A 19,037-nucleotide genomic window follows, 5' to 3' on the forward strand; every position below is an offset into this window, starting at 1 on the left:
ATTGAAATCGAATCATGATCATTGGATTAGCACGGGTAAGCAGTCGCACCCCGCACGGGTGCGTGGATTGAAATAGATATGAAACATAGGGAATACAACTTAGATGAAGTCGCACCCCGCACGGGTGCGTGGATTGAAATACATTAATTTTATCACCTAGTTCAAACGCCTGGGTCGCACCCCGCACGGGTGCGTGGATTGAAATACCGATTGAGGCGCTAAAGAATCCGCGAGGCAAGTCGCACCCCGCACGGGTGCGTGGATTGAAATTGATAGTGCATTTCGACCATTTGCCGTAGTTCGGGTCGCACCCCGCACGGGTGCGTGGATTGAAATATCCAAGTCCTTCCGAATGGCAATATCCGTGCACGTCGCACCCCGCACGGGTGCGTGGATTGAAATTGGATCAAAAGGACAAAGTTCGTACGATCGTAGATTCGCACCCCGCACGGGTGCGTGGATTGAAATGGGAGGAAACAGCCTAATGGATGAATTTGAATTTGGTCGCACCCCGCACGGGTGCGTGGATTGAAATTCTGATGATGCAATCAGCTATAGAGGCTATCGGGGTCGCACCCCGTACGGGTGCGTGGATTGAAATTCAACGTATCCAACACGCAAGTTTGAGGAATGGAACGTCGCACCCCGCACGGGTGCGTGGATTGAAATGCGTCGTCGTCATCACCAAGGACGGCAAGTCCTATCGCACCCCGCACGGGTGCGTGGATTGAAATAAAAAGCCAAACGGTAACGAACACGAGGTTACAAAGTCGCACCCCGCACGGGTGTGTGGATTGAAATTTTAACACTTAATACAGCATCTGTAGTGCAGCCGGTGTCGCACCCCGTACGGGTGCATGGATTGAAATGCTGCTTCGGACGAATGGTGTAACGAACCGTAACCGTCGCACCCCGTACGGGTGCTTGGATTGAAATAGCTATGGATATGCCAATGCCGGAAGTTGATACGGTCGCACCCGCACGGGTACGTGGATTGAAATGACAACGGGTTCAGTCGTCTGCCTTTCAAACAGGAGGTCGCATCCTATACGGAAGCGACCTCCTGCTTGAAAGATCGTGTATATTTTTCAATATCATCCTCGATCCAGACTATTTAAAAAGTATTTCTCCTTTTATGTAGCAATAGTCCCCAAAACAATGGTAAAATAGTATAATATTCCTATTATTTCTACATATTTCGCAAGTTTCTTACCATCAGACTTATTATAGATTGAATTTACGATATATGATTACAATCGGTAAGAGAAGCTTTTCAGATAGCAGCATGTGGCAGTGTTAGGCAGTCGGAAAACCCATTTAGAGGTTCTATGGCTATCAACTTCCAGATCAATCGATGAATGAGCATTTTGCAAAGAACAGGGGGAGCTAAAATGAACTACATCGCCCATGTCCGTGAAAGTGATAAGCAGATTCAAAGCGTCGAGGAACATTTGCTTGGAGTCAAAGCTTTGGCAGAATCATACGGTGAGAAGATTGGCGTCAGGCATATAGCAGGTCTCGCAGGTATGCTTCATGATCTGGGCAAATTTACCCATGAATTTCGAGAGTATATCCTCGCAGCTGTGAACAATCCGGATGCTCCTCCGAAACGAGGAAGCGTCGATCATTCGACAGCAGGCGGGAAACTGTTACACGAGCGGTTTCATACGGGAACCCCTTCCAGATACAATTGGATTCTGGCCGAAGTCGTAGGCAATGCAATCCTATCTCATCATTCCTATCTTCACGATTTTTTAAATCCGGATTTGGAATCTCCTTACTTAAAGCGCGTTGAGAAAACACGGGATGAGCTAAAAGAGTTCGACGGGTCTGTGCAATGTTTTTTCGAATATGTAATGAGAGAGGTGGAGTTTCAGCAGTATGTTTCCCATGCATTAGTTGAGTTGGAAGCTTATTTGTTGAAATCGTTTATAGGGAATAGTGAAAGCAACTTGATGTTCCTGACTAAATTTATTTTTAGCGCATTAATCGACGCAGATCGAACGAATACGAGATTATTTGAAGAAAATAAAATGGTTGAACCGGAACTGGACCGCAGAGAGCTATTCGATGCTTATTATGAGAAGCTTATGGAGAAAATGAACTCCTATCAAATTCAAGACAACGCTCAAACGCGAATTAATGTGCTTAGGAGGGGAATGTCGGAGCAGTGCGACCAGTTTGCGGAAAAGCCTTCGGGAATTTATACGTTATCGATTCCAACGGGTGGCGGCAAAACGTTAGCGAGCTTAAGATACGCGCTTAAACACGCCAGTCTGCACCATAAAAAGCGCATCATCTATGTAGTTCCTTATACGACGATTATCGAACAAAACGCCGAGGAAGTTCGCAATATTTTGCTGGATGACGGGCATATTTTAGAGCATCACTCTAACGTGATCGACGATGTGAATGATGACGATGAGCATCAGGATGGCATCATTAATACGCAGCAAAAGTTGAAGTTGGCTAAAGATAACTGGGATTCGCCGATTATTTTTACAACGATGGTACAATTTTTGAACGTGTTTTATGCCAAAGGAAGCAGAAATATTCGGAGGCTTCATAACTTATGCGAGTCGGTGATTATATTTGACGAGGTGCAAAAGGTGCCCGTTACATGTGTATCGTTATTTAATCATGCGCTCAATTTTTTGAAAACCTATGGCCATTCCAGTCTCATTCTTTGTACAGCGACCCAGCCCGCACTGGACTTTGTCGAGCATAGGTTGGAAATGAGTACCGACGCTGAAATTATCCATGACCTGGATCGCGTAATTGAAGCATTTAAACGAGTAGAAATCGTCGATAAAGCAACGGATGACAGATTTGACAATGACAAACTAGCCGATTTTATTGTAGAGAAAATCAACGAGGTTCAGAGTGTGCTTGTTATTTTGAATACGAAAACGGTTGTGAAAAAATTATATCGCCAACTGGAGGGAAGCGAGGTCCCTGTTTATCACTTAAGTACATCGATGTGTGCGGCGCATCGGAGTCATATTTTAGGACAAGTGCGGAAACATCTTAATAATAAAAATGAAAAAGTCATATGCATCAGCACCCAACTGATTGAAGCCGGAGTCGATGTTAGTTTTGATTGCGTGATTCGCTCCTTGGCGGGACTGGATTCTATTGCACAGGCTGCCGGCAGATGCAATCGGCATGGTAAGCAGGAGATTCAGAATGTTTATGTGATTGATCATGCGGAGGAGAACCTGAAACATTTGCAGGAAATTAAGGTCGGAAAACAACTGTCCAAGAAAATCCTCATCGATCTCAAGCAAGAGCCATACAATCATGGCGGCCATATTCTATCTGCTCAGGCAATGGATAAATATTTCAAGGAATTTTATACGGATTTCAGTTCGAATTTGAACTATTTTATTCCCAAATTACAGAAGGAAATGATAGAGCTGTTGACGTCTGATCGAAAACATAACTCGTACAATCTTGCCTATACACAAAATAAGAAGGAAAGCTTTCCGCTATTTATAGTGAACAGCTATCGAACGGCGGCAGAAAACTTTCATGTTATCGATGACCGGACAACCTCTGTTATTGTCCCTTATGGCGAGGAAGGCAGGAGTATGATTGCGCAGCTCAATGGCGATGAAACGATTGAGGATCTTTCACGATTGCTGCGGAAAGCGCAGCAGTACACCATTAATCTGTTTGTTTACGAACGAGAGCAATTGGTGAAGAATGGTGGGCTGGTTAGCCTGCTCGACGGGAAGATATTAGCGCTAATGGAAAGCGCTTATAACATGGAATTCGGTCTCGATCTTGAGAATGACAGCCAGTTTGAATTCGGAATGTATTGAGGAATAGGGAAGGAGGTGAATCTGTGAGAAATTCGATAGAATTTGTCGTATATGGGGATTATGCCTTATTCACAGACCCATTGACCAAGCTTGGCGGGGAAAAGCTCAGCTACCAGGTGCCCACCTATCAGGCTCTCAAGGGAGTTGTCGAAAGCATTTACTGGAAGCCGACTCTGATCATGTATATTGATGAGGTGCGTATCATGAAGCCCATCCGTATGGAGTCTAAAGGTATTCGCCCCATGGATTATGGCGGAGGAAATACGCTGGCCAACTATACGTATCTGAGAGATGTTTCCTACCAGGTACGGGCTCACTTCGAGTTCAACATAAACCGTCCGGATATGGCCTATGACCGTAACGAGCATAAGCACCATAATATATTGAAGCGCTCGCTTCAGGTCGGGGGCCGCAGAGATATTTTTCTCGGTGCCAGGGAATGTCAGGCTTATGTCGAGCCATGCGTATTTGGCGAAGGAAAAGGTTTTTACGATGACTATGGCAATATACATCTGGGAAGTATGCTTCATGGCTTGAATTATCCGGATGAGACGGGCAGAAACCAATTGGAAGTACGTCTGTGGAACCCGGTCATGAAAGACGGCATTGTCCAATTCATTCGACCCGAACAGTGTACGCATATTCGCACGGTTGCAGATATGCAGCCAAAGCATTTCGATCCTGCCAACGTCGTATCCGTAGACGATTTGTTCGCACAATTGGAGGGGGGGAATCCATGAGCTGGTTGTTAAATTTATATGAAACGTATGAATCGAATTTAGACCTTGTTGGCAAAATTGAAAAAAAACATAATGATCAGGAATATACGCTGCTGCCTGTCTCGCATACAACGCAAAATGCACATATCGAAGTGGAGATAACGGAGAACGGGGAATTTCACTCGGCTACAGTGATTGACAAGAGCGATGCCAGCACGTTGATTCCGTGCACCGAAGATTCTGCGAACCGTGCAGGCTCCAAGATCGCGCCCTACCCCTTGCATGACAAATTAAGTTATGTAGCGGGAGATTATGCGGCTTTTGGTGGGGAAATCAAGAAGGAAGAGCCCTTTCCATATTACATCAAGCAGTTGAAAGATTGGGCAGACTCCCCGCAAGCCGCGGCCAAGGTGAAGAGCATCTACCTCTATTTGAGCAAAGGGAAGCTCATTCAGGATTTGGTGAAAGAGAAGGTTTTATATGTCGATGCCGGGGATCGGCTGTTGGACAAGTGGGATCAGCATGCGGAGGCTTTTCATGGCACAACAAGGCCGCCGATCTTCTCCGTGATTGCTGGCGAGCAAGCGAGCGCATTCGTAAGATTCAATGTTTATTCGCCTGCAAAGATATTATCGAAAGTATGGAAGGATCAGGAGATGTACGATTCCTTTGTCCAATTTTACAGCGGCCAGTTGGGCGACGAGGACCTTTGCTACGTCACGGGAAGAACGATGCCAGCGACGGATAAGCATGCTAACAAAATCAGAAATGCGGCAGACAAGGCCAAATTAATTTCGGCCAATGATACCAGTGGTTTTACGTTTCGAGGACGGTTTAATCTTAGCCATGAAGCGGCAAGTATTAGCTATGAAGTATCCCAGAAAGCGCATAATGCATTAAAATGGCTCATTAATAGACAGGGAAAAATCATGGATCAGCGAGTATTTCTCGTATGGGGCAATGATGACCTGGATATTCCGGGGCTGACGGAGGATTCTTTTGCGATCGACCCCGAGGCGGTTGCCGTCAAAGAGAAAGTATCTTTTACCAACAAAGAGTACGCCAGCGAAATGGCCAAGGCACTGGACGGATATAGAAATCGGTTGAGTTCTCCATCTGAGGCAAAGGTAAACATTTTGATCATGGATTCGGCGACAACCGGACGTATGGCCGTGCTGTATTACCGCAATATGAACAAGGAGCTTTATTTGGACAAGCTTGTAAAATGGCACTCCACCTGCGTATGGCTACACCGCTACCGGAAGGACGATAATGGCGATTTTGTGCAATTTTACGGAGCGCCCGCCACAAAGGATATTGCGTATGCCGCTTATGGCCCGAGAGCAAGCGACAAGGTTGTCAAAGGGCTGATGGAACGTATGCTGCCGTGCATCATCGATGACCGTAACATTCCTTCAGATATCGTATCCAGCGCTAAACAACGTGCGTCAAGCCCTGAATCAATGGAGAAATGGGAATGGGAGAAGACGTTAAGCATCGCATGCGCATTAATCAACAAAAGGGAGGGAATCAATGTGGCATTGGATACGGATAACAATGACCGTGATTATTTATTTGGCCGCTTGCTAGCTGTCGCCGATGTGCTTGAAAGACGTGCACTGGGTGATGAAACGAGAGCCACGAATGCGATTCGTTATATGAATGCATTCTCCAGACATCCGGAAAGAACGTGGAGGACGATCCAGGCCTGTTTGCAGCCCTATCAAGCGAGACTTGGTACGAAGGCGACTTATTGGTCCAAGATCATAGATGAAGTGGCTTCTCGAATTCCGGCGGATCAATTCAATAATAAGCCGTTATCCGGATTGTATTTGCTCGGCTTTTACAGCCAGCGGCACGAGCTTTATCAGAAAAAAGAATCTAACGATGCAGTGGAAGCATCGAATTAAGAAGGAGAGATCGACATGACCTCACTAAATCATAAAATCGATTTTGCGGTTGTTTTATCTGTGACCAAGGCTAATCCTAATGGCGATCCATTAAATGGAAATCGTCCGCGGCAAAACTACGATGGCTATGGCGAAATTTCGGATGTTGCGCTGAAACGGAAGATTAGAAACCGCCTGCAGGATATGGGCGAATCTATCTTTGTTCAGTCTAACGATCGTAAATCAGATTCCTATGGTAGTTTAAGAGAGCGTGCAGACGCGAATGCCGAGCTAGAAAAGATTTTGAAGTCGAAGACAGTTTCCGGAGATGAGTTTGCCAACATCGCTTGCGGGGAATGGCTCGATGTCCGAAGTTTCGGTCAAGTGTTTGCATTCAAAGCGGACAAAGGAGCCGGTGTGTCCGTCGGCATACGCGGTCCGGTATCGATTCATACCGCAACGAGCCTTGATCCTATCGATATTACGAGCATGCAGATTACGAAAAGCGTCAATTCCGAACCTGGTACGTCCAGAGGTTCGGATACGATGGGCATGAAGCATCGCGTGGATTGGGGAGTCTATATGTTTTACGGGAGCATCAATACGCAGCTTGCCGAGAAGACCGGATTTACGAATGAAGATGCCGAGAGGTTTAAGAATGCACTTGTATCATTGTTCGAGAACGACGCCTCATCCGCCAGACCGGAAGGCAGCATGGAAGTCCATACCGTGTATTGGTGGGAGCATAATTGTAAGTTGGGTCAATATTCGTCCGCCAAGGTTCATCGGTCGTTGAAGGTTGAAAAGCGTGTTGAAGAGCCGAAAAGTTTCGAGGATTACGAGTTCGTTATTCAGCCGTTGGAGGGCTTGAAGGTTGAGGTCATTGATGGTCAATAAGGAGGACGACGAGTATTTAATGTTGTCCGGAATTCAGCATTTTCAATTTTGCAAGCGGCAGTGGGCATTCATACATATTGAACAGCAATGGGAAGAAAATGTCAAAACCATTGAGGGCGAGCACCTTCATCGGAATGCCGATCAGCCGTTTGCAAGAGAGAAGCGGGGCGATAAGCTTATCGTCCGCGCAATGCCTGTGAAGTCGGAGCACCTGAACATATCAGGCATTTGCGATGTAGTGGAATTTATAAGGGATGATAGCGGTGTTGAAATTAATGGCGCTGAAGGCAAATACGTCGCATATCCGGTTGAATATAAGCGAGGAAAGCCGAAAATGAGCGATGAAGATATTTTGCAATTGGCCGCACAAGCCATTTGCCTGGAAGAAATGCTTTTGTGCAACATACACACAGGCTATATGTTCTATAACGAGATCAAACATAGAGTGGAAGTATCGCTAACCAGGGAAATTAAAAATAAAGTGCAGTCGGTTGTCGCTGAAATGCAAGATTACTATAAGCGCAGGTATACGCCTAAAGTGAAAACCGGGACCTTCTGCCGAAGCTGCTCTCTTCAACATATTTGCTTGCCGGAGCTGATGAATAAACGGACCGTGAAAAGTTATATTGAAGGGAAAATCAAGGAATGAAGAAGCTGCTGAACACGCTATTTATTACACAGCCCGATGTTTATTTGTCTCTGGACGGCGATAATGTTGTTCTTCTTAAGGAACAGGAGAAGCTGGGTAGATTGCCGATGCATAACCTGGAATCGATTATCGCCTTTGGTTACACCGGTGCAAGCCCGGCTCTAATGGGATATTGTGCAGAGCGCAATATCTCATTAGTATTTTTCACTATGAATGGCAGGTTTCTTGCAAGAGTCATTGGAGAAAGCAAAGGCAACGTCGTCTTGAGGAAGAAACAGTATCAGGTATCGGAAGATGAGGCGTTGTCAGCGAAGATTGCGCGCAATTTTATAGTCGGCAAGATTTACAATCACAAATGGATCATAGAAAGAATGACCAGAGATTACCCTTTGCGCATAGATGTTGCCCAGTTCAAAGTTGTGTCACAGCAGCTATCCGCCATTATTTTAGATATCAGAGCATGCGAAGATTTGGAAAGATTAAGAGGCTTGGAGGGGCAAGCGGCTTTTAGCTACAATAAATTATTTGATTCCATGATTTTGCAGCAGAAAGAGGATTTTTACTTTCATTCTCGTTCCCGCAGGCCGCCGCTGGATAATGTGAATGCGATGCTATCGTTTGCTTATTCGCTGCTGGCGAATGATGTGGCAGCCGCGCTTGAAGGTGTTGGGCTGGATGCTTACGTTGGATTTTTGCATCGCGATCGGCCGGGACGCGCTTCATTAGCGCTGGATGTGATGGAGGAGCTGCGAGGCGTCTATGCAGACAAATTTGTATTATCGTTAATTAATACGAAAGTTGTGAGTAAAGAGGATTTTTTGAAAAAAGAGAACGGTACGGTTATGATGAGAGATGAGGCGAGAAGGAAGTTTCTGGCGGCATGGCAAAATAAGAAGCAGGAGAAAATCACACACCCTTATCTTGGCGAGAAAATCTCTTGGGGATTAGTCCCGCATGCGCAAGCCTTGCTGCTAGCGCGTTATTTGCGAAACGATCTAGACGAGTATCCGCCTTTCTTATGGAAGTAGGTGAATGAATTGCTGGTGTTGATTACATATGATGTAAGCACAGTAAGCAGCCAAGGGCAAAGAAGACTGCGCCAGGTTTCAAAAGTATGCCAAAATTACGGCCAACGTGTCCAAAATACAGTGTTCGAATGCGTGGTAGACGCCACTCAATTTGCCGTACTCAAGCTAAAACTTCTTGATTTGATCGATCAAGAACAGGATAGCCTCAGGTTCTATCAACTGGGTAACAACTACAAGAATAAGGTAGAACATATTGGTGTAAAGGAGTCGCTAGATTTAGAAGGTCCTTTAATTTTGTAGTGCGAACCAGAAGCGCACATGGATTCCAAGGGAGGTTCGCACCATGGAAATGGATGCAGGCTCCATTTATTTACATTATTAACCAAATTATATTGAGTAATTGTTGAATTATGCGTGTTTTTGATTGCAAATATGCAATTTCGGGCATATTTGGGTTAAAAATCGCTGTCGCACCCCACGCGGGTGCGTGGATTGAAATAACCGTAGCCGTCTCTGCGGGCTCCTGCTGGCCGGTGTCGCACCCCACGCGGGTGCGTGGATTGAAATATATGCAGATCATTATTAGCTTTCGCTTCGTTGGTCGCACCCCACGCGGGTGCGTGGATTGAAATCCCGACTCGATGTAGTAGTCAGCGAAGCGCTTTTGTCGCACCCCACGCGGGTGCGTGGATTGAAATTGCCCAGTCGATGGTATCGATTACGAGCGACCCGGTCGCACCCCACGCGGGTGCGTGGATTGAAATATCCACATCGGATTGCCCATTTCCTCCAAGATTCGTCGCACCCCACGCGGGTGCGTGGATTGAAATAATGACTCAATAACCTTTGCTTTATCAAAGATACGTCGCACCCCACGCGGGTGCGTGGATTGAAATCACTAAAATGACGCTGGAAGAATATATGACTATGTGTCGCACCCCACGCGGGTGCGTGGATTGAAATACCAGTACGCAGCGCCAAAGTAATCAATCCCTTGTAGTCGCACCCCACGCGGGTGCGTGGATTGAAATGTCCAAACCGCAAGCTTTAGCGGCTATCATCATGTCGCACCCCACGCGGGTGCGTGGATTGAAATCGCCTACTGGAAATTCAACTTGTGTTCCTGAGACGTCGCACCCCACGCGGGTGCGTGGATTGAAATTATTTGCCCCTGATACTGTAAGCAGCTTTTTAAAGTCGCACCCCACGCGGGTGCGTGGATTGAAATCTCTTGAAGATCGTATATGGTAATAAAATGGGGGAGTCGCACCCCACGCGGGTGCGTGGATTGAAATAATGAAGCGGCGCCGGTCACAACTCCGGATCCGACGTCGCACCCCACGCGGGTGCGTGGATTGAAATAGAACCACAATGAACGTCTGATCGGTTTACAACGTCGCACCCCACGCGGGTGCGTGGATTGAAATCATTATCGTCTTGATTGTGTCACGCCTTGCTCTCGTCGCACCCCACGCGGGTGCGTGGATTGAAATGAACTGGAGACAAATACACATCAAATCCATATAAAGTCGCACCCCACGCGGGTGCGTGGATTGAAATCGGAGGCGTTAAAGGAACTTGGAAGGAGGTCGAAGAGTCGCACCCCACGCGGGTGCGTGGATTGAAATGGTAAAAACAAAATCGTTGCCCGCAGCCTACAAGCGTCGCACCCCACGCGGGTGCGTGGATTGAAATGATTTCATGTTCTTTGGCGATACGAAGCGCCCGGGTCGCACCCCACGCGGGTGCGTGGATTGAAATCTCGGCGGCGGTTAAGCTCATCTATTCTCGCCCTCGTCGCACCCCACGCGGGTGCGTGGATTGAAATTCCGTGATGTTTTCATGCTCAATTTGCGAATATAGTCGCACCCCACGCGGGTGCGTGGATTGAAATTGCCATAATACAAAGTCCTGCACCGCCGCATTGACCGTCGCACCCCACGCGGGTGCGTGGATTGAAATCCAAGTAAACAAAGAAGCAGCCACACGATGCATCTACGTCGCACCCCACGCGGGTGCGTGGATTGAAATATGTAACGTAATTTTGTCGGGGAAAATCAGTCGCACCCCACGCGGGTGCGTGGATTGAAATTTTCGCGTCTAAGGCATCTTCGACATCGACTCTGTCGTCGCACCCCACGCGGGTGCGTGGATTGAAATCAAACGCTTTTTGAAGGGCTTCCTCGAGTTTTTCCGTCGCACCCCACGCGGGTGCGTGGATTGAAATAGTTGGTTTCAATGCTTACCCCTCCTATATGACGTCGCACCCCACGCGGGTGCGTGGATTGAAATCCGATCAGTAGCGGCGTTTAACGTCTTAAAGGAACGTCGCACCCCACGCGGGTGCGTGGATTGAAATAGGCATCCACTACGCGGGCGCTGGGACTTGACCCGTCGCACCCCACGCGGGTGCGTGGATTGAAATTTCATACCGTGCTTTGAATTTCTCTAACATTTGACGTCGCACCTCACGCGGGTGCGTGGATTGAAATGATTTGGACGAGGACAAGGCCCATAAAATGGCGCGTCGCACCCCACGCGGGTGCGTGGATTGAAATCTATCTATTATATTACACTAATCTATAACCATTGGTCGCACCCCACGCGGGTGCGTGGATTGAAATGACATCAAAGTATACTTTCTTTTCTTTTTTATCTCGTCGCACCCCACGCGGGTGCGTGGATTGAAATCCATCCGCGACCGCAGCAGCCGTCGAAGCAGCCGTCGCACCCCACGCGGGTGCGTGGATTGAAATAAAACCTCGGTTAGGTTTAGTATAATTTTCCTTCGTCGCACCCCACGCGGGTGCGTGGATTGAAATACATAAAAACCGCCCTCACTTGCGGGTCGAGCCGTTGTCGCACCCCACGCGGGTGCGTGGATTGAAATGCCTCTCTGCTGTTCGTATCGTAACCAAAGTCAGTCGCACCCCACGCGGGTGCGTGGATTGAAATCTGTCATGCAGCTGCTAAAACGGCCGTGAATGAAAGTCGCACCCCACGCGGGTGCGTGGATTGAAATATGGAGGACTCGACCATGCCGATAGACTTCCATGTCGCACCCCACGCGGGTGCGTGGATTGAAATCTCGCCATGTACCCATATTCCTGATCGGCATTCGGTCGCACCCCACGCGGGTGCGTGGATTGAAATGCTTATTACTTTTCTAGCATTGATAAGAGTATCGTCGCACCCCACGCGGGTGCGTGGATTGAAATGATGTAATCCTTTGTAGAATCCAGTCTCCGTTGTGTCGCACCCCACGCGGGTGCGTGGATTGAAATGTTGCTGGGGCTGCGGTTCCGCCTGCGGCTGCCGCGTCGCACCCCACGCGGGTGCGTGGATTGAAATTATTGAATTGCAAAGCAAAGTTGCCATGGATGAAAGTCGCACCCCACGCGGGTGCGTGGATTGAAATAGGCAGTGGTAACGTTTACGGACTTATGTCATCCGTCGCACCCCACGCGGGTGCGTGGATTGAAATCTTTGGTGCATTGATGCGGTCAGCGGCGAGGAAATGTCGCACCCCACGCGGGTGCGTGGATTGAAATTTGACGCTGATCGCGGTGATCATCCCGATCATTATGTCGCACCCCACGCGGGTGCGTGGATTGAAAAACCGGTCTGGATGGACATCCGGCAGAGCAACACGTGTCGCACCCCACGCGGGTGCGTGGATTGAAATACTTTCCCTTGGGTTGTTAGGATGTCATTGTACTCGTCGCACCCCATGCGGGTGCAGGATTGAAATAAGTGCCGCGGTTATGAGCACAGTATGTTACTTCCGTCGCACCCCACGTGGGTGCGTGGATTGAAATGTGATAAGTCACCCGATGGGTACCTTGAAACGGGGTCGCATCCCATGCGGAAGAGTCGTGGTCTTGCTGTTCTCTTCCCACCCGGATGCATGGTTCGAAATGAGAAAAATACATTCCGTATATCACAGCATGATGAAGCCTAATCGCACATAGGGCATGTCATGCTTTTTATGTTTTCTCATATTCCGCATAAACGTCAATAAATGACATAAAGCGACATTTTCGGTATGTTCACTCTCGGCGTTATGGAGTATAATGTTGCATGGAAGAGCGTTATAGGCAAGTAATGGAAAAGAGTTTAGGGTGCCTTGAGTCCCATGTCTCGACGAGGGAGAATTTCAGGGTGAATTACCGATATATAGAGAATCATTTGAAAACAGGGGGCCTTTTGTGTGAACAAGCTGATTCAGTATTTTCAAAAGCGGTTGGTGGCGAGGCTTGTGCTGATCGTGGCAGTTGTTATAGTGCTGCTGTATGCGAGCAATATGATTTTGCAAATAAACAACGCCAAGTCGGCCAGTGAGAGCGCGATCGCACAATATGGCATAAAACTGGCGAAAAGCTATGCCGAGCAAATGAATGTGCAGCCTTATAAGGAATTTTTGAAGGACCCGAAAGAAAATGAGGGATATTGGGCGATTCGTGGGGAGCTAGATCAGTATCGCAAGCAGATTGGGGCGCTTTACGTCTATTTGGTCAAGATTAACGATAAACGGGAGCCCTTGATCATGATTGACGGTCAGCCGAAAGACGATAAATCCGCATCTCCGATCAATGAAGTTACGGATATTCCTTCAAAGGCAGTCGATTCGCTATTGAAAGGAGAGACAGCTCACTCCGCGCTTATTTATAACCCGCAATACGGCACATACATTTCCGCCTATTCGCCTGTTAAAGATGCGGAAGGCAAAATCATCGGAGTGTTGGGTATTGACACAGAAGCATCGGTAATCGATCAGATAGCAGGGGATATTTTGCGCGGAAACGTCCTGTATTATATCGGACTGGCAGCCCTTACATTATTGGCGCTTCTGCTGATTGCCTGGTTTATCGCTCTTGCTTTGCGTCCGCTTCGATACCTGGTCACTGCGACTGAAAGCATCGCCGAAGGAAACCTCGCTCAAGCTAATGAAACTTTGACTTCGCATCCGGTACGTTCACTAGATGAAATCGGGTCTGCTTACCAAAGCACGAAGAAGATGTCCGATAATCTGAATGCGCTGGTAGCAACAATAACTTCGAATGTACAGCAGACAGCGGAGCAGCTGGCGGCCTCCATGGACGTGTTTGTTCGAGAATCGCAGGAGCTGGTGCAATTGAATCAAGTTGTAAATGCAACGGTCCAAAAGGTAGACGAGGGCGCACAGACACAACAACAAAGCGCCACGGAAAGCGCACGCTCCATGGATGAAATAACGCAGTCCATAAGTCGCGTCTCGGATGCGGCATTGAACGTCTCGGATGCTTCCCGACAGGCGCTCGATTCAGCGGAGTCAGGCAAGGGCACGATCCATCAAATGAAGGAGCAGATAGGAGCGATTGCGTCGGCCGCCAACAACACGCAAGAGCTTGTCGAAGCTCTGGGCCAATATTCCCGGCAGATCGGGGAGGTTCTGCATATCATCGTAGATATTGCGGATCAGACCAAGCTGCTGGCCTTGAATGCCTCTATCGAGGCGGCGCGAGCGGGGGAACATGGAAGCGGGTTTGCCGTGGTTGCAGCCGAAGTGCGCAAGTTGGCTGAGGTTTCCTCCTCCTCCACTTCGCAAATAGCTTCCCTGCTTACAAGTATTCAGAAAATCTCTGCGGAGATTAGCGAGACAATGGCTGCAGGGTACACTGAAATAACGGAAGGTATTCAACTGTCCGAGCAAGTAGACGAGGCTTTCCATAACGTCGTCAATCTGTTTCGATTCGTCACAGAACAGATACAGGAAATCTCTGCTTCGTCCGAACAGATTTCAGCCGGCTCGCAGGAAGTAGCGGCATCTGTCGGAGAAATCGCAGCGATTGCCAAGGTTTCATCCACAGGTACTCACGAGATCCATCAACTGGCTGATCAACAGCTGCAGGCTGCGCGGCAAATTGCGGCTTCCGCCAACCAATTAAGCGGAATGTCGCACGAGATGAAATCCGCGGTCGAAAAAATTAGCGTATAAGCAGGAGTTGCCGGAAGACATCGAGATCCGTAAGCTTGGAGGCGATTGTTTCGCCACTTATGGCTGCAATCGTCAGGGCGAGCCTCAAGATTTCGATAAGCGCAAACGGCATGCTTTGCGCTTTTTGACATGTGCGGAATCCGATGAGGCAGGAGCTTCGAGATCGTCACTAAAGCCTGCTGCTCAGGATTTGATGATGATGAAAAAGTAAGTCATAATAGAGACTAAGCCAGTGTGCCATTTTCCAGCATAAAGCTAAGGTTAAACGTCCATGTCATTTGCTATAGGAAAGGGTCCATAACTTGAGATTCCATTATTTGTTACGGATATCGACAAAAAAAGTGAATCCTTTTGCCTGAATTACGAGTAAATATATTAAAAACGACGATTTTGCGGGGAGGTACGCATGGGAATCTTATCGCGGTTCAGAGATATTATGGCGAGCAATATAAATGCCTTATTGGATAAGGCTGAAGATCCGGAGAAGGTCATTCGGGAGTTTATGCGGAGCTTGCAGAGCGACCTGGGTAAGGTCAAAGCGGAAACCGCTTCCGTGATGGCCGACGAAAGAAGAGCCAAAGCTGCGCTCGATGAATGCCGGGCCGAGATCAAAAAGCTGCAGTCCTATGCAGAGAAATCGGTGGAAGCCGGCAATGATGAGGACGCCAGACGGTTTCTGGAGAGAAAAGCTGTGTTGGCGGCAAAAGAAGCCCAATTGCAAGCCTCCTATGATTCGGCCGCTTCGAATGCCGCGAACATGAAGCAAATGAATGATAAACTCGTGTCGGATATCGGCCAGCTGGAAGCGCGCCATGCCGCCCTGCAAGGGAAAATGGCCGCGGCCAAGATGCAGCAAAAACTGAACTCCATCGGCTCGCCCATGAGCGGCGCCGCGGAGTCTGTATTCGGAAACTTGGAAGAGAAGGTTAACCAAACGTATGATGAAGCCATGGCATTGGCTGAGCTGAGAGCGGGAACGAAGGACGATCTGGATGAATTATTCAAAGAGTTTGAGAAAAGTACGAATACGAGCCCCGATGATGAATTGGCGGCCATCAAGAAGAAAATGAATAAAAACGAATAGCGGTTTTTTCGATAAAGAGGTGAGCGGATGCGGGTCATCGAATACAAATGCCCGAACTGCGGCAGCGGTATGGTTTTTGACAGCAAAACCGGGATGTTAGCCTGCCACAGCTGCGGCAAAGAAGACAACATAGAGAATATTCCCGATCCTTTGACGGGCAGTACATTTTCCGAAGACGAGGCGAAGGAATATCAGTGCGCCAGCTGCGGAGCGGCCATTGTAACCGAAGCGGAGACGACGGCAACGATCTGCAGTTTTTGCGGGTCGGGCGTTGTTCTTGGCGATCGTCTTACCGGCAAGCTGGCTCCGGCGCAGGTGATCCCTTTCTCAATCGGCAAGGTGGAAGCGGAGGCAGCTTTTCGGAAATGGTGCAGAAACGGACTTTTGACGCCAAGCGGATTTATGACGGCGGATCGAATCAAGAGCATGACCGGTATTTACGTACCCTTTTGGCTGTACGAATTAAACAATCGGATCGAAGTCAGTGCGCATGCAACGAGAGTGAGAACCTACACGCAAGGCGACTACCATTATACGGAGACACAGCATTTCGAAGTGTACCGTGACATTGTTCTCAATTATACGAAGTTGCCGATCGATGCTTCGGAGAAAATGAATGACGAACTTATGGATAAATTGGAACCATTTCCTTACGATCAGCTAAAAAGCTTTAAAACGCCTTATCTCGCCGGCTTCAATGCGGAAAAATACAATTATGACGATCAGCAGCTTTTCCCGCGGGCCAAAGATAAAATCAGAGATTATATGGAAGCTTACATTCGGTCTACCATGGAAGGATATACCACCGTTACCTATGCGAATAAGCAAATTGACACCAAGCTGCAGCGCGCGGATTATGTTCTGCTTCCCGTTTGGATGGTGCATTACGATTACAATAAGCTGGATCATGCGTTCGCTATGAACGGTCAGACGGGCAAGGTGGTCGGCAAGCCTCCTATCAGCAAGGCGAAGGTGGCCGGGTGGTTTACAGGCATTTTCTCCGTCTCATTCCTTTCATTAAAGCTGATCTCATGGGCGATGGGGGGAGGGCTATGGTGAGCAGGATCCGATGGATTGCGGCAGTTATGATATTTATCGCCGTTTTTCTGGCCATTCCTGTGGGGATAAACGCGGGTAAAGCGGCTGCGATGGACACGAAACAGCTCATTTTTGACGAAGCGGGTTTGCTGGGTCCGGCAGAGCAGGATGAGCTGCAAGCTATGGCGATGGAATACGGAGCCAAAAGAGAAACGGATATCATCGTATATACTTCCAAAAATACGCAAAATATGGATGTCAAGCAAATGACGCAAGATTTTTACGACAAGCATGCTCCCGGTTATGACAAACCTCACGGCAATGCGGTCATTTTAACGCTGGACATGAAAAATAGAGAGGTATATTTAGCCGGATTTTATAAAGCCAAACAATTATTGGATGACAGCAGGCTTGATAAAATACGTTCCAAAATGACCCCGAATTTATCGAGCGGCGACTATGCCCTTGCTTTTCAAACGTATATAAAAACCTCTTACAAATATATGGGAATCCGCCCCGGCGTGAATCCGGACAATATTTTATTCAATGGCTGGTTTCAATTGGCTGTTTCACTCGGTATTGCGGGGGCAATCGTCGGTACGATGGCTTATCGTTTGGGCGGTCGCGTCACGGTCAATCGGCGGACTTACGAGGATGCAAGCACATCGGGGATCTTGGATCAAAGAGACCAGTACATTCGAACAACCGTAACGAAACGAAAGATCGAAAGGAACAATGGAGGCAAGGGTGGCGGCAGCGGCGGCGGAGGCGGCATGACCAGAGGCGGTCATTCGCATAGCGGAAGCAGAGGGTCATTTTAATAGAAGGGATGGATGCAGCATGGTATTTTTCAGAAACCAATTTGCCAATGTTGTGGAATGGGAAGAGTTCAGAGACGATATGATTTTTTGGAAGTGGAGCAACCGGGAAATTAAAAAAGGAAGCAAGCTGATGATCCGCCCGGGTCAAGACGCGATTTTCTTTCACAATGGCAAGATCGAAGGCATTTTCGAAGACGAAGGGGAGTATCAAATCGATTCCGAGATCATCCCGTTTCTGTCGACGTTAAAAGGGTTTAAGTTCGGCTTTAACAGCGGGATGCGAGTGGAAGTGCTGTTCGTCAACACGAAGGAGTTTACCGTCAAATGGGGAACGCAAAATCCGGTACTGATCCCGACTCCCCAGCTTCCGGGCGGCATGCCGATTCGCGCCAACGGCACGTTTAATTTTAAAGTGAACGACTACGTTACGCTCATCGACAAGATTGCAGGAATGAAAGACAGCTATCTCGTGGAGGACGTTAAAATCCGGATTACATCCGTGTTGGATCAGCTATTGATGAAGTGGATCAGCAAAGAAGGGAAGGACATGTTCAATCTGCAGGCGAATGCCGATGATATTGCCAAGGGCATTCGTGAAGATCTGGATATGCAGATGATCGGCAACGGGATGACGATTACAGGTTTTCATGTCATGAGCTTCAATTACCCTCAAGAAATTCAAGAAATGATTACCAGGACGGCTTCCCATGAAATGATCGGCAATCTCCAAAAGTACCAGCAGGTCAGCATGACAGACGGCATCGCATCCGGTAAGGTGCAGGGCGGCGGCGCCGCTTCGGACATGGCCGGCATGATGATGGGGATGAACATTGCGAACGAAATGATGAAAAATATGAATCAGAACCAGAATCAGAACCAGAACCAGAACCAGAACCAGAACCAGAACCAGAACCAGAACCAGAACCAGAAGCCTCCGGCGGCTGAGACGAATTCCGCGCCTTCAGCTTCAGACGGGAAGCAAAAGCCCAACTTCTGCCCCAACTGCGGTACGAAAACCGAAGGAGCTAACTTTTGCCCGAATTGCGGTCAGAAGCTGAACTAGGGGCCCAGTTCTACGGAACCGGTCGCTCCACTACTAAATCCATGTCCC

The 19,037-nt window shown here is 48.1% G+C and carries 12 protein-coding genes and 2 CRISPR repeat arrays (1 of these 14 cut by a window edge); all 12 genes read left to right on the plus strand.

Features of this window, described 5'->3' with window-relative positions; all coding sequences use genetic code 11:
- Positions 1–936: direct repeats of the CRISPR family, unit length 32 nt; unit sequence GTCGCACCCCGCACGGGTGCGTGGATTGAAAT; it begins 2,626 nt to the left of the window's first position.
- Positions 937–1,391: 455 nt separating this feature from the next.
- Complete coding sequence (cas3, locus tag E1757_RS06200; protein WP_133226608.1) at positions 1,392–3,824, plus strand: CRISPR-associated helicase Cas3'; 2,433 nt, start codon at positions 1,392–1,394, stop codon at positions 3,822–3,824.
- 23 nt (positions 3,825–3,847) lie between these two features.
- On the plus strand, positions 3,848–4,564 hold the full coding sequence (gene cas5c / locus E1757_RS06205; protein WP_133225978.1) for a type I-C CRISPR-associated protein Cas5c: 717 nt from the start codon (positions 3,848–3,850) through the stop codon (positions 4,562–4,564).
- Positions 4,561–6,453, plus strand: a complete 1,893-nt coding sequence (gene cas8c, locus E1757_RS06210; RefSeq protein WP_133225979.1) for a type I-C CRISPR-associated protein Cas8c/Csd1 — start codon at positions 4,561–4,563, stop codon at positions 6,451–6,453. The genes cas5c and cas8c overlap by 4 nt, the downstream gene beginning before the upstream one ends.
- A gap of 15 nt (positions 6,454–6,468) precedes the next feature.
- Entirely contained in the window at positions 6,469–7,329 is an 861-nt protein-coding gene (gene cas7c / locus E1757_RS06215) for a type I-C CRISPR-associated protein Cas7/Csd2 (RefSeq protein WP_133225980.1), read from the plus strand.
- Positions 7,319–7,978, plus strand: a complete 660-nt coding sequence (gene cas4 / locus E1757_RS06220; RefSeq protein ID WP_133226610.1) for a CRISPR-associated protein Cas4 — start codon at positions 7,319–7,321, stop codon at positions 7,976–7,978. The genes cas7c and cas4 overlap by 11 nt, the downstream gene beginning before the upstream one ends.
- Positions 7,975–9,006: a type I-C CRISPR-associated endonuclease Cas1c gene (cas1c, locus tag E1757_RS06225; RefSeq protein WP_133225981.1), complete on the plus strand. Its 1,032-nt coding sequence runs from the start codon at positions 7,975–7,977 to the stop codon at positions 9,004–9,006. Before cas4 ends, cas1c begins: the two co-directional genes overlap by 4 nt.
- A 9-nt stretch (positions 9,007–9,015) precedes the next feature.
- On the plus strand, positions 9,016–9,306 hold the full coding sequence (gene cas2 / locus E1757_RS06230) for a CRISPR-associated endonuclease Cas2 (protein ID WP_133226612.1): 291 nt from the start codon (positions 9,016–9,018) through the stop codon (positions 9,304–9,306).
- A 167-nt stretch (positions 9,307–9,473) separates the two neighbouring features.
- Positions 9,474–12,691: a CRISPR direct-repeat array (repeat unit 32 nt; unit sequence GTCGCACCCCACGCGGGTGCGTGGATTGAAAT).
- A 525-nt stretch (positions 12,692–13,216) separates the two neighbouring features.
- Complete coding sequence (locus E1757_RS06235; RefSeq protein ID WP_133225982.1) at positions 13,217–14,983, plus strand: methyl-accepting chemotaxis protein; 1,767 nt, start codon at positions 13,217–13,219, stop codon at positions 14,981–14,983.
- A gap of 406 nt (positions 14,984–15,389) precedes the next feature.
- Positions 15,390–16,067, plus strand: coding sequence for a PspA/IM30 family protein (locus E1757_RS06240; protein WP_133225983.1), 678 nt, complete (start codon positions 15,390–15,392; stop codon positions 16,065–16,067).
- Between the two features lie 27 nt (positions 16,068–16,094).
- A complete protein-coding gene (locus E1757_RS06245; RefSeq protein ID WP_133225984.1) occupies positions 16,095–17,126 on the plus strand; it encodes a TFIIB-type zinc ribbon-containing protein in 1,032 nt (343 codons plus the stop codon).
- On the plus strand, positions 17,123–17,926 hold the full coding sequence (locus E1757_RS06250) for a TPM domain-containing protein (RefSeq protein WP_425464827.1): 804 nt from the start codon (positions 17,123–17,125) through the stop codon (positions 17,924–17,926). The genes E1757_RS06245 and E1757_RS06250 overlap by 4 nt, the downstream gene beginning before the upstream one ends.
- Before the next feature lie 19 nt (positions 17,927–17,945).
- Positions 17,946–18,989, plus strand: coding sequence for an SPFH domain-containing protein (locus tag E1757_RS06255; protein WP_133225986.1), 1,044 nt, complete (start codon positions 17,946–17,948; stop codon positions 18,987–18,989).
- The last annotated feature ends 48 nt before the right edge of the window (positions 18,990–19,037 follow it).

Source organism: Paenibacillus piri, assembly GCF_004354045.1.
Classification (GTDB): Bacteria; Bacillota; Bacilli; order Paenibacillales; family NBRC-103111; genus Paenibacillus_S; species Paenibacillus_S piri.